The organism is Mycobacterium sp. MMS18-G62 (assembly GCF_053877835.1).
The window spans coordinates 4,476,453-4,500,209 of the sequence record NZ_CM132662.1 but is presented as its reverse complement, the minus strand read 5'-3'; the positions used below and the strand labels follow the sequence as shown (position 1 = coordinate 4,500,209).

Sequence of the window (23,757 nt, the reverse complement as noted above, 5' to 3'; positions counted from 1 at the left end):
CACAGCCTCGCCGCCGTCCGCAGCGAGGTCTTGAAGATTCTTGCGGGGATCTGTCGGTGGCCGTGGCTAGCGTCGGGTTGTGCTTTCGACGGTGACGCTGGCGGCCAGTCCGGAGTTCGCCGTGAGGACTTGGCGGTGTCGGCCACCAGACGTTGGTTGCTCGCCGATCGAGCGACCGATCCAGGCACGGCTTGTCCTAGTGCGGGCCGGCCGGTTCCGGCGCCGGGGGTCCGATGGCTGGACGGACCTCGACCAGACCGTCGGTTATCTGGCCACAGCCGGTGAAGAAGAGCAGTTCGCGCATCCTCATGGCGGCGACGTCTGCACGTCCGTGCAATTGACCTCGTCGGCGTGGGGACAGTTGGCGGGCGAGCCCGATTCCGTCTTCTCGGAGACGTTCTATGTCGATGCGCGCACCGAGCTGGCACATCGACGGATGTTGGCGGTCGGCTCGACGGACGTCGACTACCGGCTCGCGGAGGAACTGCTGCGGCTGCTGGCGGCGGCTTTGCGGGCGAACCGGCGCATGCCGGCCCGAGATGCACCCGGGCCGTTCGACGCGCGACTGGTGGAGCGAGCGCGGGCCGCGATCCACGATGGGCATCCGGCCGCTCGGGGACTGTTTCCGCTCGCGGAGTTCGTCGGCGCATCCCCGTATCGGTTGAGCAGGGCCTTCCCGCTACATCTGGGGGTGTCATTGACCAAGTACCGCAACAGGTTTCGGGTAGGCCGGGCATTCGACGCGCTGGAAAGGGACGAGTCGAACCTTGCCGACATTGCTGCGTCCCTCGGATTCTCGGACCAGGCGCATTTCACTCGTGTCATGCGTGCACAGGTCGGCTGGACACCGACGGCAGTCCAGCGGGCATTGCGTGAGCGGCCGACGGACTAGATTCATGCCCATGAAGGCCAAAGATCACCCGAACAACGCGCCAGGCGTGCCCATGATCTTCCCGCCGGCGGTGGAGAAGTTTCAGGTCAAGTACTTCAACCCGATGATCAAGCCGATCGCGCGTTTTCTGCCGGGGATGGCGACGATCAAACATCGCGGCCGAAAGTCCGGCAAGCAGTACGAGACCATCGTCACCGCGTACCGCAAAGGCAATGTGATCGCGATTGCGCTGGGGCACGGGAAAACAGACTGGGTCAAGAACGTGCTAGCGGCCGGGGAGGCCGACCTGCACTTCATCCGGAAAGACGTGCACCTGGTCAATCCCCGCATCGTGCCGGCGGGCGGAGATCCAACGGGGCTGCCGTCGATGGCGCGGATGCAGGCCAAGAGGGTCGCCACCTTCGTCGCCGATATCGCTTGACCGCGCTGACAAACTGACTCCATGGCGTGGCAGGTCTGGCTGACGTTCTTCGGTGCGGCGATCGCGATCAGCGTGTCGCCGGGCGCGGGCGCCATCCAGTCGATGGCGACCGGCCTGACTTGCGGTGTCCGCCGCGGCTACTGGAGCATTCTCGGGCTTGAGATCGGCTTGATGCTGCAGTTGGCGCTGGTCGCGGTCGGGCTGGGCGCGGCCGTCGCGAACTCGATCCTGGTGTTCAACATCATCAAGTGGATCGGCGTCGCGTACCTCGTCTATCTCGCTGTGCGGCAATGGCGCACTGCGACCGTCGACCTGCGCGAGCAGATCGGCAAGGCGGTGGACGGCGGCCGGGTCTCGTTGGTGGTGCGAGGTTTTCTCGTCAACGCCACGAACCCGAAGGGCCTGGTGTTCTTCCTCGCGGTACTTCCGCAGTTCGTGGTGCCGACGGCGCCGCTGCTGCCGCAATACCTGGCGATCGGCGTCACGATGGTTGCCGTCGACCTCGTCGTGATGGGCCTCTACACCGGCTTGTCGGCGCGGCTGCTGCGGTGGCTGCACACCCCGCGCAAGCAAACGGTGATGAACAGGGTGTTTTCGGGGCTGTTCGCCGCCGCGGCCGTCGTGCTGTCGCTGGTGCGCCGCGGCGCCGCAACCGCGTAGGCCGCCGTCTCACGTTTACGCGACGCGGTACGTCTACTGGTTATGACGCCTGAAGAAATTCGCGAGAAGCTCCTCGGTGCGTGGTCGCTGGTGAGCTGGCAATCGTTCTCCGATGGCGGGTCGGCGCAGTATCCGCTCGGCGAAAACGCCGTCGGCCAACTGGTTTACGACGCGACCGGCCGTGTCTGCGCTCAGCTTGTTCGGGCAGGGCAGCGCCGGTTCGACAGCGATGACTGGCGCAAAGCCACGCCCGACGAGATGATCGCCGCGTGGCCCGGCTACTTCGGCTACTTCGGCACCTTCACCATCGATGCCAGGGATGCCGCGGTGACGCATCACATCGAGGCCGGATGGTTTCCGAATCTCGCTGGGACTGACCAGGTTCGCCACTACCGGTTCGATGGCGACGAGTTGGTGCTCGACGCCGATACCGCCTGGGACAAGGTCCGGATCATCTGGAGACGGGTGCCGTCGGTCCGCCGCTAACTGCGAATGAAGACCGTCTTGCCAGTCATCGCCGGCCACGCCGTCGGAGCATCCTGCCACGGCACGACGCGATCCACCGCGGGCATCAGATCGCAACCAGCAGAAAGCAATTCGATGATGTCGGGTATGACGGCACGCGCGTTGACGCGCCCCGTCACGAAGTGCACGCCGCGTGTATACATCGAAAGAAGCGGCATCTCGACCTTGCCCTGGTAGTAGATCCCGGTGTCGGTGCACACACCGTCCGGCCACGTCGCGCGCAATGCCGCCGACAGCAATTCGGGGTCGGCCGAGGTATGCACGGTGAGCGGGTACGAATCCCAGGACTTGTCGGGCACTCGCCGGTCGTGCACTGTGGCGCCGAGCTTTTCGGCCGCGGTCAGTCGCTGCGGGTCGGTATCGACGTAATCCACCTGCGCGCCATACGCGGCCGCGAATGCCGCCGCATACAAGCCGATCGAGAGCCTGCCGACGACTAACACGCGGCGGTCGGACGGCTCGAGCGCGGCCAAATCGTCGCGGTACGGACCGACACCGCGCCAGCCGTCGGGAATGTTGTCCGACAACGACGCGACCGCGATCGGGTCGACGCCGGCAGGGACGGGCACCAGCATCGCATCCGCATACGGCACCAACACCAGGTCCGCCATGAAACCGCCGCCGTCCAGCCCGGCCAACGGCGCCATGCCATACATCGCCATCAACGGCAACGACGCGCATGACCCCGTGACTCCACGGCGACACGCCGGACAGGCTCCACAGCTGATCTGAAATGGAACGACCACCCGATCGCCCACCCGCACATCGCGGACTGCCTCGCCGACGGCCACGACCTCGGCGACACCCTCGTGTCCCACGGAATGCCCCGGCGGCATCGGCAGGCGTCCTTCGGCTACCGCCACGTCCAGGTCGCAACATGCGACCGCGAGCGGCCGGACGATCGCCTGCTCCGGACTGGTGATTACCGGGTCGGGCGCCTCGCGCCAGGCATAGTCACCGGCCGCCTCGAACATCAGCTGCTGCATAACTGGACCTTTCTTTAGCGACCTTTCAAGTATTCTTGAGTGACCATTCAAGTAAAGTCAAGGCATGCCCCGCCCTGATCGGAGTCGCGCCGCACTGGTCGACACTGCGGCCCTGCTGTTCCGCAGACAGGGCTATGCCGCGACCGGGGTGAACCAGATCCTGGATGCGGCCGACGTCAAAGCAGGCTCGCTGTACCACCACTTCCCCAACGGCAAACAGGAACTTGCCGCTGCCGTTGTGGACACCGTCGGCGGCGGCATCGAGCGGCGGCTGCGCACGTTCCTCGACAGCGGAGCGCCGGTCGCCGACATCGTCGACGGGTGGATCGAGCTACTGACGGCGGGCCTCGCCTCTGACCAGCGCGACGGCTGCCCCATCGAACCGATCGCCACCGAGTCGGTGAATGCCAGCCCCCAGGTGCGCGACGCGTCGGCTCGCGCCTTCGAGGGCTGGTGCCTAGCCGTCGCGGACCGGCTGCGCGCGGACGGCTGGCAGGACGCCGACGCCACCCAGACCGCTCTGGCCGTCATCGCCCTGATCGAGGGCGCGCTGATTCTCTCCCGCATCTCTGGTGATGCCGCTGCACTCAATGCCGCAAGAGGCGCTTCGCGCACGCTGCTCCGTGGATCGGAAAGCACCGGATCGGCATAGCCGCCGTTGCCTGCACATTGTCAGCCGATCGGCCGACAACAAAATTTGCTCGGACGTTAATTTGCGCTTTGCGGTCCGGGCGTTGTCGACGTTGCTGGAATCGACTTGGCTATTTGCAGAACTCTGCGATTGTGCCGTTCGCTGAGTCCGCATCTTTCAGGCGCGCAGCTTGAGCAGGCTCAGAGTTTTGGGCGCCGGCAGTCGCTGCGGCGCCGATGTCCATCAAGGTGTTGGCGAACTTGCGAGTGGCATCAGCCAAATCGGTCGGTGTTGCCGGATCGAGCCGAGCCAACAGATACTCGCCGCCGTTGAAGAGCGCGACTCGAGCGTTGGCGGCTACCGCGAGCGAACCCGTGACATCGTTCGGTCCGCCTTCGGGCTGCAAGTTCGTATTCAGCGAGACGCCTCGGCGAACAACATCCATTGCGCCACATATCTTGACCTTGGCGTCTGCACGCTGGGTATCGCTATATGACGGCGCAGAGGAACGATTGTCCATCGAACGAAATAACGCCCAGCCCCCCAATCCCACGGCGACGACGGCTATCAGCAAAGTTATGAGGGATAGCGCACGGCCGCTGCCTTGCGAGGCGGGCTGAAGTCGGCCTTGGGATGGTTCGCTCGATCTTGAGTCTGGCATTGGGCGATAGTAACGGCGAGGCGGACCCATTTGGTCATCGGCGCACGCAAGTCCGCAATCCCGGCGCCCGATTGGCGACACGAAATAGTTTGTTTTTCAATTTCTTCGGAGTTGCTGTGTTCCGCGCGGTCTTGGTGACAAGATGTTGCTCACCTGAAGTGGTTAATTCGCTCGTAACACAAGTTCCAGGGGAAAGGGTCCGGCAATGGCAATTGCCAAGCAGAAGAAAACGATGATCACCGCGGCGATGGCCGCCGGTGTTCTCGTCGCGGGTGGAACAACTGTTGTCACGGAAGAAAACGCGGTCCCGGTCGCCAAGCCGGTTCCTCACGTATCGGTCGCGTCCCCGAACGTGGCGTTGATGGCCACACCGAACAGCCTTTTCGATGCGGTCGCCAGCGTGCTCTCGACGGGTGGCGGCTCGACGGCAGGCAGCGCGTCAGGAGCAAGCGGCGGCGGTGGCTCCGTCGGACTTCCTGTTGCGGCGGCCGCGACGAGCGGCGGTTCAAGCGGCGGCAGCGGTGGTTCGGTGTCCCTATTCGGAGCGCAAACGATCCTTCCCACATCCTCAGGCGCGTCCACCGGTGGCGGCGGCTCCGTAGCCAGGTTCAGCACGTTCGCGGCGCCGACCTCTAGCGGCCCGTCACTGTTCGGGGCGAGCGATCCCTCGGCCTCCAGCCTGGCATTCACGCCGACCGCAGCCACGCTGGTGGGCCCCTCCGATTTGGGCAGCCTCATCGGCGCCATCGTCGGAATCTTCGTCAGCGACGGCACCGCCGAACACCCCGACGCCGGGCTGCTGATTGGCAACGGGTTCAACGGCGGGCCGGGTCAAAGGGGCGGCAATGCGGGCTTTCTGATCGGCAATGGCGGCAACGGTGGCGCCGGAGTGGCCGGCATCAACGGCGGAAATGGCGGCAACGGCGGTAACGGCGGCATCTTCGGTAATGGCGGCGCTGGTGGCGCTGGCGCGTCCGTCGTCACCGCTGACACCACCGCGCAAGCCGGCAACGGCGGCGCGGGCGGCAGCTCATTTGGTTTCGGCAACGGCGGCGCGGGCGGTGCCGGCGGCACCGCGACGAGTGGTACCGGCGCCGCGAATGGCGGCGCAGGCGGCACCGGCGGTAACGGCGGCTTCTTCATGGGTAATGCCGGCGCCGGCGGCGCGGGCGGTTCCGCAACCAGCGTCGACGGTACGGCTAGCGGCGGCGCAGGCGGTACCGGCGGCGGCGCCGGTGGCCTTGGCGACGGCGGCGCAGGCGGCGCGGGGGGCGCAGCGAGTAGCGCCACCAACACAGCCAACGGCGGCACCGGCGGCACGGGCGGCAACGGGCTGGGCTTCGGCGCCGGCGGCGCAGGCGGCGCAGGCGGCGGCGCCGTCACTGCCACCGGCACTGCGAATGGCGGCGACGGCGGAAACGGCGGCACCACCGGCATCCCCGGGTTCAACGGCGCCACGGGTGGCGGCGGCGGAGCAGGTGGCGCCGGCGGAACAGGGACGAGCACCGGAACCGGCGACGCGACCGGCGGCAACGGCGGGACCGGTGGCGGCTCCGGCTTCATCGGAAACGCGGGCGCTGGCGGCACCGGAGGCTCGGCCACCAGCGTGGGCGGTTCAGCCACCGCGGGCAACGGCGGCACCGGCGGTAATGCGCTCACCGTCGGCAACGGCGGTGCCGGCGGCGCCGGTGGAGGCGCTACTGCCTTGGGTGACGCCACGGCAGGCAATGGCGGGAACGGCGGCAACGGCGGCATCATCCAAAACGCAGGCGATGGCGGCGGCGGCGGAGCAGGCGGTGCCGGTGGCGCGGCGAGCAGCACCGGAACCGGCAACGCGACCGGCGGTACCGGCGGAACGGGCGGCGATGCCGGTGGGCTCGGAAACGCCGGTGACGGCGGTAGTGGCGGCTCGGCCGGCGCGGTGACCGGTGCGGCCAACGGCGGCGACGGCGGCAAGGGCGGCCAGGTGGTCGGCGTCGGTAATGGCGGCGACGGCGGTAACGGCGGCACCGGCTTCTCCACCAGCGGTCCCGCGACTGGCGGCAACGGCGGCAACGGCGGCAACCCGGGCGTCATGGGCGGCGTCGGCGGTAACGGCGGTAACGGTGCCGACGGAATCAGCGTCACCAATACCGGCACCGGTGGCACTGGCGGCAACGGCGGCAACGCCGGAGCAACGGGCGTCGGCGGTAACGGCGGCAATGGCGGTAATGCCGGCGGCACCACCGCGACAGGCGGCCACGGCGGCACGGGCGGCCAGAGCGGCGCCGGCAACCCCGGTCGTCCGGGTGGATCGGGCGGCAGCGCGACCGCCACGACCGGACCGGGCACCGGCGGCACCGGAGGCAACGGCGGCAACGGCGGCTTCAACGCCCCCGGCGGCGCCGGCGGCAACGGCGGCTTCGGCGTCGGCACACCGGGCACCGGTGGCAACGGCGGCAATGGCGGTCACCCGGGTGGACCGGGTGGGACCGGCGGTGCCGGCAGCACTACCAACGGCAGCGACGGCGCCAACGGGTAGCAGCCTCACTGCATCGAGCCCCCCACCGGCCGGGTGGGGGGCTCGATCCCGTTCTAGAGATCCAGGCCGATGTCGAGCACGCGAACCGAGTGGGTGAGCGCGCCGACAGAAAGATAGTCGACGCCGGTACCCGCATACTCGGCCGCGGTATCGAGGGTCAGCCCGCCCGACGACTCGAGTTTGGTTTCGGGCGCACGCGCGTCGCGGCGCTGCACCGCGATTTGTGTCTCCCAAACCGGAAAGTTGTCCAGCAGAACAAGTTCCACGTCTTCGGCGAGGATGTCGTCGAGCTGTTCCAGTGAGTCGACCTCGACTTCGCACGCCAAATCCGGCGCGGCGGCACGCACCGCGCGCAAAGCCTCCACCACCGAACCGGCCGCGGCCACGTGGTTGTCCTTGATCAGCGCCGCATCACCGAGACCCATGCGATGGTTCTCGCCGCCACCGACGCGGACCGCATATTTCTGCAGAGCCCGCAGGCCGGGCAGCGTCTTGCGGGTGTCGCGAACCTTCGCCTTCGTACCCGACACCGCCTCAACCCATGCCGCCGTCGCCGTCGCGATACCCGACAGGTGGCATACCAAGTTCAGCATGGTCCGCTCGGCGGTCAATAGGCCCTGCGTCGGCCCATCGACGATCAGCACCACCCCGCCGGCATCCAGCCGTGTGCCGTCTTCCACACGTTGTTTGATCCTGTAGCCGTCGGGACCAAGAACCTCGTCGAGCACCAAGAGTGCGATATCGACGCCGGCGATCACCCCGGGTTCACGGACAACCATCGACGCAGTGGTCGTCACTTCGGCGGGCACGGTGGCCAGCGTGGTGACATCGGGACCGTAACGCAGATCCTCCTCCAGGGCGCGCGCGATCACCCTGCGGGCCTCGGTCAGCTCGTCGGCGGTCAGCTCCATCAGCAGCACACCGCCGCGGGCACCAGGCTGCGCGCCAACGATGGGTCGGTGCCGGGGTAGTCCGAGCGATGATGGCAACCTCGAGACTCTGTGCGGGCCAACGCGGCCGCGGCGACGGCACAGGCTGTCGTCGTCAATGCGACATCCTCGAAGTCGTTGCGGGAGCGCAGTTCACGCGGTGTCGCGGCGTCGAGTTCGAGCGCCAGCCGCCGCAGACCGTGCCCATCGCGCACCACCGACGCGTCGCGCGTCATCGCCCGCTGCAGCTCGGCCCGGGGCAGGGCTCGACGCGTGACCGGATCGGGAGCGGCGGCATGGCTGGGTCCGGCGTCCACGGCATGCTCAGCGGCGGCCTTCCCGGCACGTCCGCCCACCACAAGGCCCTCGAGCAGGCTGTTGGACGCCAGCCGGTTGGCGCCGTGCATGCCGGTGCGCGCCACCTCGCCGGCAGCGAACAACCCTGCAAGTCCGGTGCGGCCATGCACATCGGTGATCACGCCGCCGCAGCTGTAATGCGCACCAGGCACGACCGGGATGGGTTGGCGGGTCGGATCGATCCCGGCAGCGTGACATGCGGCGGTCACGGTCGGGAAGCGCCGCTCGAAGCCGTCGATGCTGCGCGCGTCGAGGTACACACACGGATCGCCGGTCTCGGCCATGCGAGCGTCGATCGCGGCCGCGACGACATCTCGCGGAGCGAGATCACCCATCGGGTGCACGCCTGCGGTCACCGAGTTCCCTTGGGCGTCAACAAGAATTGCGCCCTCGCCGCGAATGGCTTCGGTGATCAACGGCCGTCGACCACCGGCGTGTCCGTCGTACAGCATCGTCGGATGGAACTGGATGAACTCCAGATCGCCGACGGGCAGCCCGGCCCACATCGCCAGGGCAATGCCGTCGCCCGTCGACCCTTCCGGGTTCGTCGTGGCCGCATAGAGGTGTCCCAGTCCCCCGGTGGCCAGAATCACCGACGGCGCATGGACGACGCCAAGGCCGTCAGCGGTCAACACCAGCACACCGGTCACCGCGGCACCGTCGTGCAACAGTTCCAAGGCGACGTGGTTGCGACGGATATCGAGCCTGGCGGCCGCATGATCGAGCGCCCGCTGCACCTCGGCGCCGGTCGCATCGCCGCCGGAGTGGATGATCCGGCGACGTGAATGTCCGCCTTCGCGAGTCAGTGACCACTGCCCCGGCGCTGATTCGTCGAAACGTGCTCCGTCATCGACCAATTCAGCGACCGCGCGGTAGCCGTCGGCGACTATCGAGCGCACCGCGTCGGGGTCGCAGAGCCCCGCACCGGCAGCCAATGTGTCGGCGACGTGGGCGTCCACCGAGTCATCGGTGTGAGGCAGGACGACCGCGATGCCGCCCTGCGCGTAGAACGTTGCGGTCTCTGAAGCCTTGCTCAGCACCACCACTTTCCGGCCGCGGCGATGGGCGGCGAGCGCAGCGACCAGACCTGCCACACCGGTGCCGATGACGACGACGTCGGCGCGCTGCTGCCAGTAGCCGCGACCGCCGCACGACGCGATCATTCGCCGCCGCCGGGCTGACCGATCTCGATCATCCGCTGCACGCTGGCACGGGCCCGCCGGGCGGTTTCGGCGTCGACATCGACCTCGTCGGCGCCTTCGATCAGGCAGCGCAGCACCGCAGCGGGGGTGATCATCTTCATGTACTTGCACGATGCCCGGTCGTTGACGGCGCGGAAGTCGACATCCGGTGCGGCACGCCGCAATTGATGCAGCATGCCGACCTCCGTGGCGACCAGCACCTGACGCGCGTGCGTCGAGCGGGCGGCGTCCAGCATGCCGCCGGTGGACAGGATCTTCACGCGATCCTCGGGGAAAGCACCCTCACCCGCCAGATACAAAGCCGAAGTCGCGCAACCACATTCGGGATGCACGTACAGCTCGGCGTCGGGGTGGGAACGGGCCTGGTCGGCCAGCTCGTCGCCGTTGATACCCGCGTGCACGTGGCACTCGCCTGCCCACACGTGCAGGTTCTTGCGGCCGGTGATGCGGCGAACGTGAGCGCCGAGGAACTGGTCGGGGCAGAACAACACCTCGCGGTCCTCGGGGATGGACGCCACCACTTCGACGGCGTTGGACGACGTGCAGCAGATGTCGGTCTCGGCCTTCACCGCGGCGGTGGTGTTCACGTAGGAGACGACGACGGCATCGGGATGCTCGGCCTTCCAGGCCCGCAGGTCGTCGGCGGTGATCGAATCGGCCAGCGAGCAGCCGGCCCGCTGGTCGGGAATCAGCACCGTCTTGTCGGGGCTGAGGATCTTCGCGGTCTCGGCCATGAAGTGGACACCGCAGAAGACGATCGTGTCCTCGGATGCTTCGGCGGCGATGCGCGACAGCGCCAGCGAGTCACCGACGTGGTCGGCGACGTCCTGGATGGCCGGCAGCTGGTAGTTATGCGCGAGCAGCGTCGCGCCGCGCAGCTTGGCAAGGCGGCGAACCTCGGCCGCCCACTCCTCGTCGCCGACGACACCGTCATATGCGGGACTAAGGTCCAGAACCGTCACGGGCGCATCTCCCATCCGATCGGAGGTTTTCGACTTATAATCGAAAACATGCCCCATATTAGCACCGCACATGAGGTGCTCGCTGTCGTGTTCCAGGTTCGCGGCGTCGATTCCCGGAAACCCAGCCTTAACGTGCTGTTATGGCAGCGTGCACTCGAGCCGCAGCGTGGCAAATGGTCGCTGCCGGGCGGTCGCCTCGGCGACGACGAGGACATGACCAGCTCAGTTCGACGCCAACTGGCCGAGAAAGTCGACCTGCGTGAACTTGCTCACCTGGAGCAGCTCGCTGTGTTTTCCGACCCGAACCGGGTGCCGGGCGCACGCACCATTGCGTCGACCTTCCTGGGGTTGGTGCCCTCCCCCGCGACCCCCGAGCTGCCGCCCGATACCCGCTGGCATCCGGTGAGCGATCTGCCTCCGATGGCGTTCGACCACGGTCCGATGGTCGAACACGCCCGCACCCGCCTTGTCGCCAAGATGTCCTACACGAATATCGGATTCGCCTTGGCCCCAAAGGAATTCGCACTGTCGGCGCTGCGGGACATCTACAGCGCCGCGCTTGGGTATCAGGTCGACGCAACGAACCTGCAGCGTGTGCTGGAGCGCCGAAACGTCATCACCCGCACCGGCACCACGGCGCGATCCGGGCGCAGCGGCGGCCGCCCGGCGGCCCTGTACCGCTTCACAGATTCGCGATATCGGGTCACCGACGAATTCGCCGCGTTGCGTCCTCCTGGGTGAGTCGGCTGGATTCTTAACGCCTTCTTAAGGTAAGAATGACCGGATGGACCTTGGCATCGCGGCGCGGTCATCCGGCGCCGAATGGATCGGCCAGCCACTCCACGAAGAGCTGGAGCGCAAGGCCCGACCCGTCATTCCTGCTAAAGATCCGTTTTACGAGCCGCCACCCGGCTTTGAGCATTCCCGCCCCGGGACGGTGCTGCGCTCGCGTGACGTCGAGCTGGCGTTTCTTGGTGTGGTTCCGCAGCAGTTCACCGCCACGCAGTTGCTCTACCGCACCACCGACCTCAACGGATTACCCCAGGCCACCGTCACCACGGTGATCGTGCCTGCCGAACGGGCGAGTAAGGGTCCCATTCCGCTGGTGTCCTACCAGTGCGCGATCGACGCCGTCGCTAGCCGCTGCTTCCCCTCGTACGCGCTGCGGCGAGGCGCGAAAGCCATCGGCGCGCTCGCCCAGGTCGAATTTTTCCTGGTCGCCGCTGCACTGGCGGAGGGCTGGGCGGTTTCGGTCCCCGACCACGAAGGTCCGAACGGCATGTGGGGCGCCCCGTACGAGCCCGGTTACCACGTCCTGGACGGCATCCGTGCGGCTCTTGCCTGCGAACGGCTCGGGTTATCGCACGACGCCCCGGTGGGGCTGTGGGGATACTCCGGCGGCGGCCTGGCAAGCGCCTGGGCGGCCGAGATGAGCGGTTCGTATGCGCCCGAGCTGAACATCGTCGGGGCGGTGCTCGGTTCGCCGGTCGCAGACCTGGGTCACGCGTTTCGCCGGCTCAACGGCAGCCTGTACTCCGGGCTGCCCGCAATGGTGGTGGCTGCGCTGACGCACATCTACCCCGAGCTGGACCGCGTCATCCAGGAGCACGCCACCGACGAGGGCAAGGCGATGCTGCTGCGCATCGAGAAGATGACGACGGCCCACGCGGTTCTGCGGCTGATCGGGATGGACATGGGCAAGCTGGTCGACCAGCCGCTCGAGCTGATCCTGCAGCTGCCCGAGGTGCAGCACGTCTTCGAGAGCATCAAACTGGGCACTGCCGTGCCGACCCCGCCGGTGCTGATCGTGCAGGCTGTCCACGACAGGATCGTCTCGGTCGACGACATCGACGAGCTGACCGACACCTACCAATCCGGCGGCGCGTCGGTGACCTACCACCGCGACATGTTCAGCGAGCACATGCTGCTGCACCCGATGTCGGCGCCGATGACCCTGCGATGGCTGACCGACCGCTTCAACGGCAAGCCGCTCGACGAGCACATCGTGCGAACGACGTGGCCGACGCTGCTGAACCCGATGACCTATGTTGGCATGGTGCGGCTGGTGAAGATCGCCGCCAAGGTCGCTACTGGGCGGAAGGTAGAACGCCGTCCGCTGTGACGGGCGACCCGATCACGGGCTCGTCGACGGGCGGCCAAGCGCCAAGATCGTCGCGCTGAGTCGACACTGCCAGTAACGCATAGACGAGCGCAGCTGCCGCGGCGGGGAGCAACACGGTCGAGGCGATCAGCAGGGGCGAATGTCCGAAAAACACTGCAGGCGCCTCGATTACGTAGTGCACGCGGTGTTCGGGCGACACCGGCGCTGCGGCCATGTCGATCGCACCGTAGCGCCAGCGCACGAGCGCAGCCCCTACTCCCGCCGCCGCCCCTGCCGCCGTCAACGCGCCGATCGACAGTGCGGCCACCATCGCGGGCCCACGATGAACCCGCCACTGCCACAACAGCACCGCGGCGACGATGACCAGCACCGAGAGCATGCCCCCGAACAGGAACGCCGCGATGAAGAAGTGGTCGCCCTCGTTTCCCAGATAGGCCTTGACGCGCTCACCGCTCTTGGTCAGCGCGACGACCCCGTGGATCGGGGGCGCGAGCCACGCCCACAGCGCCCCGACCAACGCGCCGGCCACCGTCAAGCCGACCACCGTGATCAGCAGCGTGCGACGCCGCGAAACGCGGGGTGGCTCAACGTCGTTCATCAAGATCCTTCGAATCCAGCTCGCCGTGGCGAGAGCACTTCGCCGACCAGCCGTCGGGACGCACTTGCACCACCATCCGGCGCCCGCACTCCGCACAGAACCGGGGTGGCTCGAGGCCGAGTTGCGCGGCAGTCGGCACTGCACCGCCGGCGGGCTCGCCAGTGTAGACGTTGAACTTGGCCGCCATTTACAGGCTGGCGTTGAGCGCCTTGATCGGCATCTGCAGATCGTCGAGCAGCTCCAGATCCGCCTCGGCCGGGCGGCCCAGCGTCGTGAGGTAGTTGCCGACGATCACGGCGTTGATGCCGCCGAGGATGCCCTTCTTGGCGCCGAGGTCGCCGAGCGTGATCTCCCGGCCGCCGGCGAACCGCAGCATCGTGCGCGGCAGGGCGAGGCGGAACGCCGCGACGGCCTTCAACGCTTCCGAGGCCGGCAGCACATCGAGATCCCCGAACGGCGTACCCGGTCGCGGGTTGAGGAAATTCAGCGGCACCTCGTGCGGGTCCAGCTCCGCGAGGTTGGCAGCGAATTCCGCGCGCTGCTCGAGGGTTTCGCCCATGCCGAGGATGCCGCCACAGCACACCTCCATGCCCGCGTCGCGGACCATCTGCAGGGTGTCCCAGCGCTCTTCCCACGAGTGGGTGGTGACGACGTTGGTGAAAAACGACCGCGCGGTCTCCAGGTTGTGGTTGTACCGGTGCACGCCCATCTCGGACAGGCGCTCGACCTGGTCGGCGGTCAGCATGCCCAGCGAGCACGCGATCTGGATGTCGACCTCGTTGCGGATCGCCTCGATGCCTGCGGCCACCTGAGCCAACAACCGCTCGTCGGGGCCGCGAACGGCGGCGACGATGCAGAATTCCGTCGCGCCGGTCTTGGCGGTCTGCTTGGCCGCTTCGACCAGGCTCGGTATGTCGAGCCAGGCGCTGCGCACGGGCGACGCGAAGAGTCCCGACTGCGAACAGAAGTGGCAGTCCTCGGGGCAGCCGCCGGTCTTCAGGCTGATGATGCCCTCGACCTCGACATCGGGTCCACACCACGCCATCCGGACCTCATGCGCCAAGGCCAGCAGCTCGTCGAGCCGGTCGTCGGGCAGCTGCAGCACCTGCAGGGTCTGCTCCTGGTTCAGGCCCTCGCCGCGCTCCAGTACCTGCTCGCGAGCCTCAGCCAGAATGTCGCTCACCCGAATAGCCTCCTTGCAAACTTGAACGCCGTTCAGGTTAGGGTACCGGTGTGCAGCTCCACAAACGGGACGTGGTCGAGGCAGCGACGACGCTGCTGGACAACTACGGGATCGCCGACCTGACGATGCGGCGTCTGGCTCGCGAGCTCGATATCAGCCCCGGGGCGCTGTACTGGCATTTCGCCAACAAGCAAGAGCTGCTCGGGGCGGTCGCAGACCGCATCCTGGAGTCCGTCAAAGACGTGTCCGGTGACTGGCGCGATCGTGTGGCGGAGATCGGCGGGCGGCTGCGTGACGCGCTGCTTTCGCACACCGACGGCGCCGAGCTGGTGTCGGCTAGCTTCGCGGCCGGGCAGTCCAAGGCCGCTGCAGAGATCCTGGCGCGGCTGACAGACGCGGCCGCCGATGCTGGGGTCGACGCCGAACACGCCGAGCTGGCCGCCCGCACGGTTATCTATTACGTGCTCGGTTTCACCGCCGACGAGCAGTCGCGGCTGCAGTGGGACGCGGCAGGCGCCGAACTGCCCGCCGGCCAATCGGCGATCGACGACGACGCCAATGCCAGGTTCCGCTTCGGTGTCGACTTGCTCGTCGACGGCATCACCGCCCACAGCCGTGCCGAACGTGAGCTTGTGTTCGAAGAACGGCCGCAATCTCGCACATAAGCTCACATTCGGCGCGAGGATCTTTACGTGATCACCGTCGACGACGTGCGGCAAATCGTTGCGCCACTGCCAAGGGCTTACGAGGTCGTGGTGCGCGACCAGATCAAGTTCCGGGTCGGGCAGATCGTCTTCGTCGCGTTCTCCCGCGACGAGACCGTGATGGGCGTCGGCTTCCCCAAGGAAGAGCGGGAGGCGATGGTGGCCGCCGAGCCCGACAAGTTCACGCTGCCCCGCAAGTCAGACATGAGATACAACTGGATTCACGTGCGGCTCGACGCGATCGACCTCGAGGAAGTTCGCGAGCTGGTGATCGACGCCTGGCGAATGTGTGTGCCGAAAAAGGTTGCGGCACTGGTCAACTGATCGGGTATTCCCGCTTGGCTCCGCCATCCCAGCGGCGCAACCCGACGAAGCTGCCCTCGATCTCGGACGGTCTCCCCGCGATCCGCAGCGCTCGGCCGAGTTGATGGCCGCCCACGCGACGGGCCAGCGTCGTGTGCCCTGTCCAGTGGCCGGGCTGGGAGTTGGCCATCGGGCTCGGCTGTAGATGCGGCAGGCAGAGCCGGTACACGTCGGCGTGAATCGCCAGCAGATCGACCGTAGGGACGATCAACCGCGTCAGAATCAACTGCGACCGGCCGAACAGCAGCGGCGCACCGACCACACATCCCAATGGGAATCGATCACCCAGCGGCACAAGCAACGCATCCACCGTGGCATCGATGCGCTCGGCCACCGTCAGCGTGACGTGCGGCCTGCCGGCTGGTGCCTGACTCGGAATTCCGGCGTCGCGCAATCCATCCCAGATATGTCGGATCGCCGCCTCGGTGTCCGGGTCGAAGACCAGCTCGACGGAATGGACCATCAGCCCGCCAGGCTCTTGACCCAGCCCGGGTCGAGCGCCGATACGCTCATCGACTCGAACTCGCCAACGCTCATCCCACCCGCGCCCGCGGGCAGCACTGCTCGCACGGGCGCCAGTCGCGCCAACACGTCACGGTTGCCCAACTCTGCGACCCCCGGCTCGGATGGCCATGAACCAACTACCAATCCTGCACACGGAACATTCTGTGCCGCAAGAGCTTCCAGCGTCAGCGCGGTGTGATTCAGCGTGCCCAGTCCCGGTGCGACGACGATGAGCACCGGCGCCGACAGCTCGCGGGCCACATCACGCAACGTCACCCCGCCGTCTCCCAGTTCGACGAGCAGCCCGCCGGCGCCCTCCACCAAAGTCAGTTCCGCATCGACGCCACGGACCGACCCCACCAGCTCGTCACCCGATGGCAGTGCCATTCCTGCGCGTTCGGCGGCCGCGGCAGGCGCCAGCGGCTCGGGATAACGCCATGCTCCATACAGCGCCGTCACCCCGGACAGCCGCCCGACGTCGGCGAGGTCGTCATCGCGAGGGCTGCCCGTCTGCACCGGTTTGCACACCGCGACGTCGATACCTGCCAGCCGGGCACAACAGGCAAGAGCCGCGGTGGCCACCGTCTTGCCGACCCCGGTGTCGGTGCCGGTGACGACCAGAACGCTCACTGGCGCGACGACAGCACTTCGGTGAGTACCTCACCGGCCAACGCCATCTCGTCGTCAGATAGCGACGCCCGCGCCGTCAACCGCAAGCGCGACGTGCCGGCAGGCACCGTCGGCGGGCGGAAGCAGCCGACCCGCACGCCGCGGTCCAGGCAGGCCACCGCGGCGTTGAAGGCGACGTCAGGCTCGCCGAGGATCACCGACACCACCGCGGACTCCGGACGCTGCTCAACCCCGCATGTATCGGCCAGCGCTGCAGCATGTTTCAGCACCGCGTGCGCGCGCCACGGCTCGTCGATCAGCACGCCCAACGCGGCCAGCGCGGCGCCGACCGCCGCCGGAGCCAGCCCGGTGTCGAAGATGAACGGTCGCGCCGTGTCGATCAGGTGGTCGCGAACCGCCGCCGGTCCCAGCACGACGCCGCCCTGGCTGCCGAGCGCCTTGGACAGCGTCGTCGTCATCACCACGTCGGGGGCGCCGGCCAAGCCCACCTCGTGCAGCAGGCCGCGCCCACCGCCGCCGCGCACGCCAAGACCGTGGGCCTCGTCGACGATCAGCAGTGCCTCGTGCCGACGGCACACCTCGTGTAGCGACCGCAACGGCGCCAACACGCCGTCGGCGGAGAACACCGAGTCCGTCACCACGACGGCACGTTCCTCGTCGCGGGCGGCCAGCGCGGCTTCGACGGCGGAGACGTCGCGGTGCGGCGTCACCACCACCCGGGCGCGCGACAACCGGCAGGCGTCGACCAAGGACGCATGGGTCAGCGCGTCCGACACCAGTAGCGACCCTGGCCCCGACAGCGACACCACCGCGCCCAGGTTCGCGGTGTATCCCGACGAGAACACCAACGCCGACTCGGCGCCGACGAAATCGGCGAGTGCGGTTTCGAAGACCTCGTGCAGTTCGGTGTTGCCGGTGACGAGTCGTGACCCGGTCGAGCCTGCGCCCCACGTGCGCAGCGCATCGACGCCACCGTCGATCACCGACGGGTGCTGCGAGAGCCCGAGGTAGTCGTTGGACGCCAGGTCCAGTTCCGCGCCGACGGGCCGACGGGTGCGCAGCGATCGGCGCAAACCAGCGGCACGCCGCCGCTGCTCGACCTCGTCGAGCCAGGCCAGCGGGGAAAGACCCGTGCGTGTCACCTGAAACTCCTGACTTGAACACGTCGGCCGAGCCGACAATTGAACGGTGTTCAGGTTAGCGCACGCGCGACGCCCACCATCGCCGAGGTGATCTGCCCCACCTCGTCGGGCCCGCAGATATACGGCGGCATCGCGTAGATGAGATTGCGGAACGGCCGCACCCAAACGCCGTGCTCCAGCGCCGCTGGCGTCGCCACCCGCAGATCGACAGGCCGGTCCATCTCGATCACGCCGATCGCGCCGAGCACGCGGACGTCCGCCACACCCGGCAGCGTCGCGGCCGGGGCCAGCCCGGAACGCAACCCCGCTTCGATGCCGCGCACCGCAGAGCGCCAGTCATCGGCGAGCAGCACCTCGACGGAGGCCACGCCCACTGCACACGCCAGCGCGTTGGCCATGAACGTCGGGCCGTGCATCAGCGCGCCAGGCTCATGGGTGCTGATCGTCTGTGCGATCTCGCGGCTGCACAGCGTCGCGGCCAGGGTGATGTAGCCGCCCGTCAATGCCTTGCCCACACACATGATGTCCGGGCTGACGCCGGCGTGATCGGCGGCGAACAGCTCGCCGGTGCGCCCGAACCCGGTGGCGATCTCGTCGAAGATCAGCAGCACGCCACGCCGGTCGCACGCCTGCCGCAGATCGACGAGGTAGCGCGGATCGTGAAACCGCATCCCGCCCGCGCCCTGTACCACCGGCTCGACGATGACAGCGGCCAGCTCGTCGGCGTGTTCGGCCAGCTGCTTTTCGAACGCCTCGCTGTACGCAGCGTCGTAGTCCGACGGGACCTGCGGCGCGAACTCCTGGTGAGCCAGCACGTCGGTCCACAGCGAGTGCATGCCGCCATCGGGGTCGCACACGCTCATCGGTGTGAACGTATCGCCGTGGTAGCCGCCGCGCCACGTCATCAGCCGGTGCTTGTCGCGACGGCCGATGCTGCGCCAGTACTGCAGCGCCATCTTGACGGCCACCTCTACCGACACCGACCCGGAGTCGCTGAAGAACACCGTGTCCAGGCCGTCGGGCGTCAGCTCAACCAGCAATTGCGCCAGCCGCGCTGCGGGTTCGTGCGTCAGCCCGCCGAACATGACGTGGTTCATCGTCGCGAGCTGCTTGCCGATCGCCGCGTCGAGCACCGGGTGGGCGTGCCCGTGAATCGCGGTCCACCACGAACTCATCGCGTCGAGCACCTCGACGGGCCGCCCGTCGTTGATCACCGTCAGCCACGCCCCGCGCGCACCCACCGCGACGACCGCAGGCATCGCCTCGGCGCCGATAGTGCTGTAGGGGTGCCAGACATGGGCAGCGTCGATCGCGCTGATCTCCTCAGGCGTCAACGCGGACATGAAACGGCAGCCTAATCCTTTGCTCAGCGGCTCCGATGCTTCGGCCGCGACATGAGGCCGCAAGGGTTCTTCGGTAGATTTACCGTCGACCATGATGACCCTTGCCCCTACCCGGCCGGCGCCAGTGACCGATCCGGGTCTCGCCTCACGCGCCGCAAATTCGGCTTGGGGAGCGCGTGGGTCCGGGTTCTACCGCCATGATCTCGACGGGCTGCGTGGCATCGCCATCGCCCTCGTCGCGGTCTTTCACGTGTGGTTTGGCCGCGTCTCGGGTGGGGTCGACGTCTTCCTCGCGTTGTCGGGCTTCTTCTTCGGCGGGCGTCTGCTGCGCACCGCACTGACCCCCGGCGCATCGCTGTGGCCGGTTCCCGAGGTCGTCCGATTGGTTCGCCGGCTGTTGCCCGCGCTCGTCGTCGTGCTCGCCGCCTCGGCGTTGATGACCATCATGATCCAGCCGGAGACGCGCTGGGAGACATTTGCTGACCAGAGCCTGGCAAGCCTCGCTTACTTCCAGAACTGGGAACTTGCGAACACCGCGTCGGACTACCTTCGTGCCGGTGAGGCGGTCAGTCCGCTGCAGCACATCTGGTCGATGTCGGTGCAGGGCCAGTTCTATATCGCCTTCCTGGCATTGATCTTCTCGTTCGCCTACATGTTGCGCCGGCGCGGCCGCAAGTACATGCGGATTTCATTCGTGGTGTTGCTGAGCGCGCTGACCATCGCCTCGTTCATCTACGCGATATTTGCTCACAATGCCGACCAGGCGACCGCGTACTACAACAGCTTCGCCCGTGCATGGGAGCTGCTGCTTGGTGCGCTCGTCGGGGCGGTCGTGCCGTATATCCGCTCGCCGATGTGGCTCCGGACGACGATGGCGGTCGTCGGGCTGGGCGCCATCCTGTCGTGCGGCGCGCTGATCGACGGCGTCAAGGAGTTCCCCGGCCCGTGGGCGTTGGTCCCGGTGGGCGCCACCATGCTGCTGATCCTGTCGGCGGCGAACCGGCTGGCCGATCCTCATACGGGTGGCCGGCTGCCCGCACCGAACCGGCTGTTGGCCGCCGCGCCGTTCGTGTCGCTCGGCGCGATGGCGTACTCGCTGTATCTGTGGCATTGGCCGCTGCTGATCTTCTGGCTGTCCCACACCGGCAAGCCGCGCGTGAACTTCATCGAAGGCGCTGCGGTGCTTCTGGCCTCCGGTGTGCTGGCATGGCTGACGACGCGCTACGTCGAGAACCCGCTGCGGTATCGCGCACCCGAGACGATCACCCCCATCTTGCCGCTGTGGGAGCGGCTGCGCCGGCCGACGATCGTGCTCGGCTCGACGGTCGTCCTGCTCGGTGTGGCGCTGACCGCGACGTCGTTCACCTGGCGCGAACACGTCACCGTGCAACGCGCGAATGGTAAAGAGCTATCAGGACTTTCGCCACAGGACTATCCAGGTGCGCGTGCGCTGCTCAACAACGCCAAGGTGCCCAAGCTCCCTATGCGCCCGACGGTACTGGAGGCACAGAAGGACCTACCGCAAACCACTACCGACGGCTGCATCAGCGATTTCGACAACGTCGACGTGATCAACTGCACCTTTGGCGACAAGTCGGCCACCAGGACGATTGCCCTGGCCGGCGGGTCGCACGCCGAACATTGGATCACCGCACTCGATCTCCTTGGCCGGTTGCACCACTTCAAGGTCGTGACCTACATGAAGATGGGTTGTCCCCTGACCACCGAGGAAGTGCCGTTGGTGATGGGCGACCTTCGTCCCTATCCGGGCTGCCACGAGTGGAACCAACGGGTTATGCGCGAACTGATCGCCGACCACCCTGATTTCGTGTTCACCACATCAACCCGCCCGTGGAACATCAAGCCCGGCGATGTGATGCCCTCGACCTACATTGGAATCTGGCAGACGTTGTCGGACAACAACATCCCGATCTTGGCGATGCGCGACACCCCGTGGATGGTGCGTAACGGACAGCCCTACTTCCCCGCCGATTGCCTCGCCAGTGGCGGAGACGCGATCTCCTGCGGGATCAAGCGATCCGACGTACTGTCGGATCACAACCAAACACTGGATTTCGTCGGGCAGTTTCCGCTGCTGAAGCCGCTCGACATGAGTGATGCAGTGTGCCGCAAGGACATCTGCCGCGCCGTGGAGGGAAACGTGTTGCTATATCGCGACGCCCACCACATCTCAACCACATACATGCGCACGATGGCGGGCGAGCTCGGGCGCCAGATCGGCGCGGCCACTGGCTGGTGGGTTGGCTGATGGCCTCCGCCGAACCCGCCTCGGTCCCCACGATCTGGCCGGGCAGCAGTTATCCCCTTGGCGCCACGTATGACGGCGCCGGTACCAACTTCTCGCTGTTCTCCGAGGTGGCCGAGCGCGTCGAGCTGTGCCTGATCGCCAAGGACGGCCGCGAGGATCGGATCAACCTCGAAGAGGTCGACGGCTACGTCTGGCACTGCTACCTGCCGACCGTCACACCCGGCCAGCGGTACGGCTTCCGCGTGTACGGGCCGTGGGACCCTGCGGCGGGGCACCGCTGCGATCCGAGCAAGCTGCTGCTCGACCCGTACGGCAAGTCCTTCCACGGCGAGTTCGACTTCAGCCAGGCGCTGTTCTCATACGACCTGAAGGCCGACGACCTCGCATCCGGCGGCACGCCGCCACGATTGGACTCGCTGGGCCACACGATGACCAGCGTCGTGATCAACCCGTTCTTCCAGTGGGCGTCCGACCGCGCGCCACGCACGCCGTACCACGAGACGATCATTTACGAAGCCCACGTCAAGGGCATGACACAGACGCATCCGGGCATCCCCGAGGAACTGCGCGGCACCTACGCCGGCCTGGGGCATCCGGCGATCATCGACCACCTCAAGTCGCTCAACGTCACCGCGATCGAGCTGATGCCGGTGCACCAGTTCATGCACGATCACCGGCTGCTAGATCTGGGTTTGCGAAATTACTGGGGCTACAACACTTTTGGCTTCTTCGCACCGCACTACCAGTACGCCGCCAACCGGCACGCCGGCGGCGCGGTAGCCGAGTTCAAGACCATGGTCAGGTCATTTCACGAGGCCGGGATCGAGGTGATCCTCGACGTGGTCTACAACCACACGGCCGAGGGCAACCACCTCGGTCCGACCATCAACTTCCGCGGCATCGACAACGCCGCCTATTACCGGCTGCTCGACGGTGATCTGCGCCTCTACAAGGACTTCACCGGCACCGGCAACAGCCTCAACGCGCGGATGCCGCATACGTTGCAGCTGATCATGGACTCGCTGCGGTACTGGGTGCTGGAGATGCACGTCGACGGGTTCCGCTTCGACCTGGCCGCCGCGCTGGCCCGCGAGTTCTACGATGTCGACCGATTGAGCGCGTTTTTCGACCTGGTGCAGCAGGACCCGGTCGTGAGCCAGGTCAAGCTGATCGCCGAACCGTGGGACGTCGGCGAGGGCGGATACCAGGTCGGCAATTTCCCAGGTTTGTGGACCGAATGGAACGGGAAGTATCGCGACACTGTGCGCGATTACTGGCGGGGAGAACCCGCAACACTGGGTGAGTTCGCCTGCCGGTTGACCGGTTCGTCGGACCTATATGAGGCCACCGGGCGGCGTCCCGGCGCGAGCATCAACTTCGTCACCTGTCACGACGGCTTCACGCTCAATGACCTGGTCTCCTACAACGAGAAGCACAACGAGGCCAACGGCGAGGACAACCGCGACGGCGAAAGCCACAACCGGTCGTGGAACTGCGGAGTCGAAGGGCCCACCCGTAAGGCGGACGTGCTCAAGCTGCGTGCCCGCCAGATGCGCAACATCGTGGCGACGCTGATGTTGTCGCAGGGCACGCCGATGATCTCGCATGGCGACGAGATCGGACGCACCCAGCGGGGCAACAACAACGTCTACTGCCAGGACTCCGAGCTGTCGTGGATGGACTGGGCGCTGTGTGAGAAGAACGCAGACCTGCTGACGTTCACGCGCAAGGTCACCCAGTTGCGCAAGAGCCATCCGGTGTTTCGCAGGCGGCGGTTCTTCGACGGCACCCCGATCCGCAGCGGTGAACAGGTGCGCGACATCGCGTGGCTGACCACCGCCGGTAAGGAGATGACGCCAGAAGATTGGGGCGCGGCGTTCGGCAAGAGCATCGCGGTGTTCCTCAATGGTGACGCGATCCCCGAGCCCAACGCCCGCGGCGAGCGCGTCGCCGACGACTCGTTCCTGCTCTGCTTCAACGCGCACGATCAGGCTCTCGACTTCGTCATCCCGGAAATGGACTACGCCAAGGAGTGGACGGCGGCGCTGGACACCGCCGACCCGACCGGGGCGAGCGACCTCGTAGTTCGTGCGGGAGAGAAGATCTCAATGCAGGCACGGTCGTTTCTTGTGCTGCGTAAGACCGCCTGACG

Annotated in this window: 24 protein-coding genes; 12 read left to right on the top strand and 12 right to left on the bottom strand. The window is 67.0% G+C overall.

Annotated elements, in window-relative coordinates; genetic code table 11:
- Positions 1 to 79 precede the first annotated feature (79 nt).
- From ACWW36_RS22425 to ACWW36_RS22410, 4 genes are read left to right on the top strand one after another with little or no spacing between them, the layout of a single operon-like run.
- A complete protein-coding gene (locus tag ACWW36_RS22425; RefSeq protein WP_456138165.1) occupies positions 80 to 892 on the top strand; it encodes a helix-turn-helix domain-containing protein in 813 nt (270 codons plus the stop codon).
- 10 nt (positions 893 to 902) lie between these two features.
- Positions 903 to 1,313 (top strand): nitroreductase family deazaflavin-dependent oxidoreductase, encoded by a 411-nt coding sequence (locus ACWW36_RS22420; RefSeq protein WP_456138164.1) that lies wholly within the window; start codon positions 903 to 905, stop codon positions 1,311 to 1,313.
- A 21-nt stretch (positions 1,314 to 1,334) separates the two neighbouring features.
- Entirely contained in the window at positions 1,335 to 1,973 is a 639-nt protein-coding gene (locus ACWW36_RS22415) for a LysE family transporter (protein WP_456138163.1), read from the top strand.
- 42 nt (positions 1,974 to 2,015) lie between these two features.
- Complete coding sequence (locus tag ACWW36_RS22410) at positions 2,016 to 2,459, top strand: lipocalin-like domain-containing protein (protein WP_456138162.1); 444 nt, start codon at positions 2,016 to 2,018, stop codon at positions 2,457 to 2,459.
- On the opposite strand, the gene ACWW36_RS22405 is transcribed toward ACWW36_RS22410, so the two are convergent.
- Positions 2,456 to 3,484, bottom strand: coding sequence for an alcohol dehydrogenase catalytic domain-containing protein (locus ACWW36_RS22405; RefSeq protein WP_456138161.1), 1,029 nt, complete (start codon positions 3,482 to 3,484; stop codon positions 2,456 to 2,458). The genes ACWW36_RS22410 and ACWW36_RS22405 overlap by 4 nt on opposite strands.
- Positions 3,485 to 3,548: 64 nt before the next feature.
- On the opposite strand from ACWW36_RS22405, the gene ACWW36_RS22400 reads away from it, so the two are divergent.
- The gene (locus ACWW36_RS22400; RefSeq protein WP_456138160.1) at positions 3,549 to 4,136 is read left to right on the top strand and encodes a TetR/AcrR family transcriptional regulator; all 588 of its coding nucleotides are present in this window, start codon (positions 3,549 to 3,551) and stop codon (positions 4,134 to 4,136) included.
- Positions 4,137 to 4,245: 109 nt separating this feature from the next.
- Here ACWW36_RS22400 and ACWW36_RS22395 read toward each other — a convergent pair whose 3' ends face one another.
- The gene (locus ACWW36_RS22395; protein ID WP_456138159.1) at positions 4,246 to 4,635 is read right to left on the bottom strand and encodes a hypothetical protein; all 390 of its coding nucleotides are present in this window, start codon (positions 4,633 to 4,635) and stop codon (positions 4,246 to 4,248) included.
- Between the two features lie 346 nt (positions 4,636 to 4,981).
- On the opposite strand from ACWW36_RS22395, the gene ACWW36_RS22390 reads away from it, so the two are divergent.
- Positions 4,982 to 7,297: a PE family protein gene (locus tag ACWW36_RS22390; RefSeq protein WP_456138158.1), complete on the top strand. Its 2,316-nt coding sequence runs from the start codon at positions 4,982 to 4,984 to the stop codon at positions 7,295 to 7,297.
- Positions 7,298 to 7,350: 53 nt separating this feature from the next.
- Here the strand turns inward: ACWW36_RS22390 and nadC are convergent, their stop codons facing one another.
- From nadC to nadA, 3 genes are read right to left on the bottom strand one after another with little or no spacing between them, the layout of a single operon-like run.
- Entirely contained in the window at positions 7,351 to 8,208 is an 858-nt protein-coding gene (gene nadC / locus ACWW36_RS22385) for a carboxylating nicotinate-nucleotide diphosphorylase (RefSeq protein ID WP_456138157.1), read from the bottom strand.
- The gene (locus ACWW36_RS22380; RefSeq protein ID WP_456138156.1) at positions 8,208 to 9,746 is read right to left on the bottom strand and encodes an L-aspartate oxidase; all 1,539 of its coding nucleotides are present in this window, start codon (positions 9,744 to 9,746) and stop codon (positions 8,208 to 8,210) included. Before ACWW36_RS22380 ends, nadC begins: the two co-directional genes overlap by 1 nt.
- On the bottom strand, positions 9,743 to 10,762 hold the full coding sequence (nadA, locus tag ACWW36_RS22375; RefSeq protein WP_456138155.1) for a quinolinate synthase NadA: 1,020 nt from the start codon (positions 10,760 to 10,762) through the stop codon (positions 9,743 to 9,745). The genes ACWW36_RS22380 and nadA overlap by 4 nt, the downstream gene beginning before the upstream one ends.
- Positions 10,763 to 10,795: 33 nt before the next feature.
- On the opposite strand from nadA, the gene ACWW36_RS22370 reads away from it, so the two are divergent.
- Together ACWW36_RS22370 and ACWW36_RS22365 are read left to right on the top strand one after the other, a co-directional pair.
- On the top strand, positions 10,796 to 11,488 hold the full coding sequence (locus ACWW36_RS22370) for an NUDIX hydrolase (protein ID WP_456138154.1): 693 nt from the start codon (positions 10,796 to 10,798) through the stop codon (positions 11,486 to 11,488).
- Positions 11,489 to 11,531: 43 nt separating this feature from the next.
- On the top strand, positions 11,532 to 12,869 hold the full coding sequence (locus ACWW36_RS22365; RefSeq protein ID WP_456138153.1) for a lipase family protein: 1,338 nt from the start codon (positions 11,532 to 11,534) through the stop codon (positions 12,867 to 12,869).
- Here ACWW36_RS22365 and ACWW36_RS22360 read toward each other — a convergent pair.
- From ACWW36_RS22360 to bioB, 3 genes are read right to left on the bottom strand one after another with little or no spacing between them, the layout of a single operon-like run.
- Positions 12,835 to 13,467 (bottom strand): DUF2567 domain-containing protein, encoded by a 633-nt coding sequence (locus ACWW36_RS22360; RefSeq protein WP_456138152.1) that lies wholly within the window; start codon positions 13,465 to 13,467, stop codon positions 12,835 to 12,837. The genes ACWW36_RS22365 and ACWW36_RS22360 overlap by 35 nt on opposite strands.
- Positions 13,454 to 13,654 carry a biotin synthase auxiliary protein BsaP gene (bsaP, locus tag ACWW36_RS22355; RefSeq protein WP_456138151.1) on the bottom strand — a complete coding sequence of 67 codons (201 nt, stop codon included), beginning with the start codon at positions 13,652 to 13,654 and terminating at the stop codon, positions 13,454 to 13,456. Before bsaP ends, ACWW36_RS22360 begins: the two co-directional genes overlap by 14 nt.
- Positions 13,655 to 14,650 carry a biotin synthase BioB gene (bioB, locus tag ACWW36_RS22350; protein ID WP_456138150.1) on the bottom strand — a complete coding sequence of 332 codons (996 nt, stop codon included), beginning with the start codon at positions 14,648 to 14,650 and terminating at the stop codon, positions 13,655 to 13,657.
- A gap of 50 nt (positions 14,651 to 14,700) precedes the next feature.
- On the opposite strand from bioB, the gene ACWW36_RS22345 reads away from it, so the two are divergent.
- Positions 14,701 to 15,315, top strand: coding sequence for a TetR family transcriptional regulator (locus ACWW36_RS22345; protein ID WP_456138149.1), 615 nt, complete (start codon positions 14,701 to 14,703; stop codon positions 15,313 to 15,315).
- A 27-nt stretch (positions 15,316 to 15,342) separates the two neighbouring features.
- Positions 15,343 to 15,678 (top strand): MmcQ/YjbR family DNA-binding protein, encoded by a 336-nt coding sequence (locus ACWW36_RS22340; protein WP_456138148.1) that lies wholly within the window; start codon positions 15,343 to 15,345, stop codon positions 15,676 to 15,678.
- Here the strand turns inward: ACWW36_RS22340 and ACWW36_RS22335 are convergent.
- Genes ACWW36_RS22335 through ACWW36_RS22320 form a run of 4 tightly spaced genes read right to left on the bottom strand, consistent with a single transcriptional unit; the run spans position 15,671 to position 19,336 of the window.
- Positions 15,671 to 16,180 carry a 2'-5' RNA ligase family protein gene (locus ACWW36_RS22335; RefSeq protein ID WP_456138147.1) on the bottom strand — a complete coding sequence of 170 codons (510 nt, stop codon included), beginning with the start codon at positions 16,178 to 16,180 and terminating at the stop codon, positions 15,671 to 15,673. The two genes, ACWW36_RS22340 and ACWW36_RS22335, sit on opposite strands and share 8 nt — an antisense overlap.
- The gene (gene bioD / locus ACWW36_RS22330) at positions 16,180 to 16,851 is read right to left on the bottom strand and encodes a dethiobiotin synthase (protein ID WP_456138146.1); all 672 of its coding nucleotides are present in this window, start codon (positions 16,849 to 16,851) and stop codon (positions 16,180 to 16,182) included. The genes ACWW36_RS22335 and bioD overlap by 1 nt, the downstream gene beginning before the upstream one ends.
- Positions 16,848 to 17,993, bottom strand: a complete 1,146-nt coding sequence (locus tag ACWW36_RS22325) for an 8-amino-7-oxononanoate synthase (RefSeq protein WP_456138145.1) — start codon at positions 17,991 to 17,993, stop codon at positions 16,848 to 16,850. The genes bioD and ACWW36_RS22325 overlap by 4 nt, the downstream gene beginning before the upstream one ends.
- Before the next feature lie 50 nt (positions 17,994 to 18,043).
- Positions 18,044 to 19,336 carry an adenosylmethionine--8-amino-7-oxononanoate transaminase gene (locus tag ACWW36_RS22320; protein ID WP_456138144.1) on the bottom strand — a complete coding sequence of 431 codons (1,293 nt, stop codon included), beginning with the start codon at positions 19,334 to 19,336 and terminating at the stop codon, positions 18,044 to 18,046.
- Between the two features lie 91 nt (positions 19,337 to 19,427).
- Between ACWW36_RS22320 and ACWW36_RS22315 the strand changes: the two genes are divergently transcribed.
- Together ACWW36_RS22315 and glgX are read left to right on the top strand one after the other, a co-directional pair.
- A complete protein-coding gene (locus ACWW36_RS22315; protein WP_456138143.1) occupies positions 19,428 to 21,605 on the top strand; it encodes an acyltransferase family protein in 2,178 nt (725 codons plus the stop codon).
- Positions 21,605 to 23,755 carry a glycogen debranching protein GlgX gene (gene glgX, locus ACWW36_RS22310; RefSeq protein ID WP_456138142.1) on the top strand — a complete coding sequence of 717 codons (2,151 nt, stop codon included), beginning with the start codon at positions 21,605 to 21,607 and terminating at the stop codon, positions 23,753 to 23,755. The genes ACWW36_RS22315 and glgX overlap by 1 nt, the downstream gene beginning before the upstream one ends.
- Positions 23,756 to 23,757 lie beyond the last annotated feature (2 nt).

What these genes read in the sequence shown, in the direction of transcription:
- ACWW36_RS22415 (WP_456138163.1), top strand. Translation starts at nt 1,335, where the DNA reads ATGGCGTGGCAGGTCTGGCTGACGTTCTTCGGTGCGGCGATCGCGATC.
- nadC (WP_456138157.1), bottom strand. Translation starts at nt 8,208, where the DNA reads ATGGAGCTGACCGCCGACGAGCTGACCGAGGCCCGCAGGGTGATCGCG.
- ACWW36_RS22395 (WP_456138159.1), bottom strand. Translation starts at nt 4,635, where the DNA reads ATGGACAATCGTTCCTCTGCGCCGTCATATAGCGATACCCAGCGTGCA.
- ACWW36_RS22380 (WP_456138156.1), bottom strand. Translation starts at nt 9,746, where the DNA reads ATGATCGCGTCGTGCGGCGGTCGCGGCTACTGGCAGCAGCGCGCCGAC.
- nadA (WP_456138155.1), bottom strand. Translation starts at nt 10,762, where the DNA reads ATGGGAGATGCGCCCGTGACGGTTCTGGACCTTAGTCCCGCATATGAC.
- ACWW36_RS22405 (WP_456138161.1), bottom strand. Translation starts at nt 3,484, where the DNA reads ATGCAGCAGCTGATGTTCGAGGCGGCCGGTGACTATGCCTGGCGCGAG.
- ACWW36_RS22360 (WP_456138152.1), bottom strand. Translation starts at nt 13,467, where the DNA reads ATGAACGACGTTGAGCCACCCCGCGTTTCGCGGCGTCGCACGCTGCTG.
- glgX (WP_456138142.1), top strand. Translation starts at nt 21,605, where the DNA reads ATGGCCTCCGCCGAACCCGCCTCGGTCCCCACGATCTGGCCGGGCAGC.
- ACWW36_RS22420 (WP_456138164.1), top strand. Translation starts at nt 903, where the DNA reads ATGAAGGCCAAAGATCACCCGAACAACGCGCCAGGCGTGCCCATGATC.
- ACWW36_RS22410 (WP_456138162.1), top strand. Translation starts at nt 2,016, where the DNA reads ATGACGCCTGAAGAAATTCGCGAGAAGCTCCTCGGTGCGTGGTCGCTG.
- ACWW36_RS22320 (WP_456138144.1), bottom strand. Translation starts at nt 19,336, where the DNA reads ATGTCCGCGTTGACGCCTGAGGAGATCAGCGCGATCGACGCTGCCCAT.
- ACWW36_RS22400 (WP_456138160.1), top strand. Translation starts at nt 3,549, where the DNA reads ATGCCCCGCCCTGATCGGAGTCGCGCCGCACTGGTCGACACTGCGGCC.
- ACWW36_RS22315 (WP_456138143.1), top strand. Translation starts at nt 19,428, where the DNA reads ATGATGACCCTTGCCCCTACCCGGCCGGCGCCAGTGACCGATCCGGGT.
- bsaP (WP_456138151.1), bottom strand. Translation starts at nt 13,654, where the DNA reads ATGGCGGCCAAGTTCAACGTCTACACTGGCGAGCCCGCCGGCGGTGCA.
- ACWW36_RS22390 (WP_456138158.1), top strand. Translation starts at nt 4,982, where the DNA reads ATGGCAATTGCCAAGCAGAAGAAAACGATGATCACCGCGGCGATGGCC.
- ACWW36_RS22365 (WP_456138153.1), top strand. Translation starts at nt 11,532, where the DNA reads ATGGACCTTGGCATCGCGGCGCGGTCATCCGGCGCCGAATGGATCGGC.
- ACWW36_RS22335 (WP_456138147.1), bottom strand. Translation starts at nt 16,180, where the DNA reads ATGGTCCATTCCGTCGAGCTGGTCTTCGACCCGGACACCGAGGCGGCG.
- ACWW36_RS22370 (WP_456138154.1), top strand. Translation starts at nt 10,796, where the DNA reads ATGCCCCATATTAGCACCGCACATGAGGTGCTCGCTGTCGTGTTCCAG.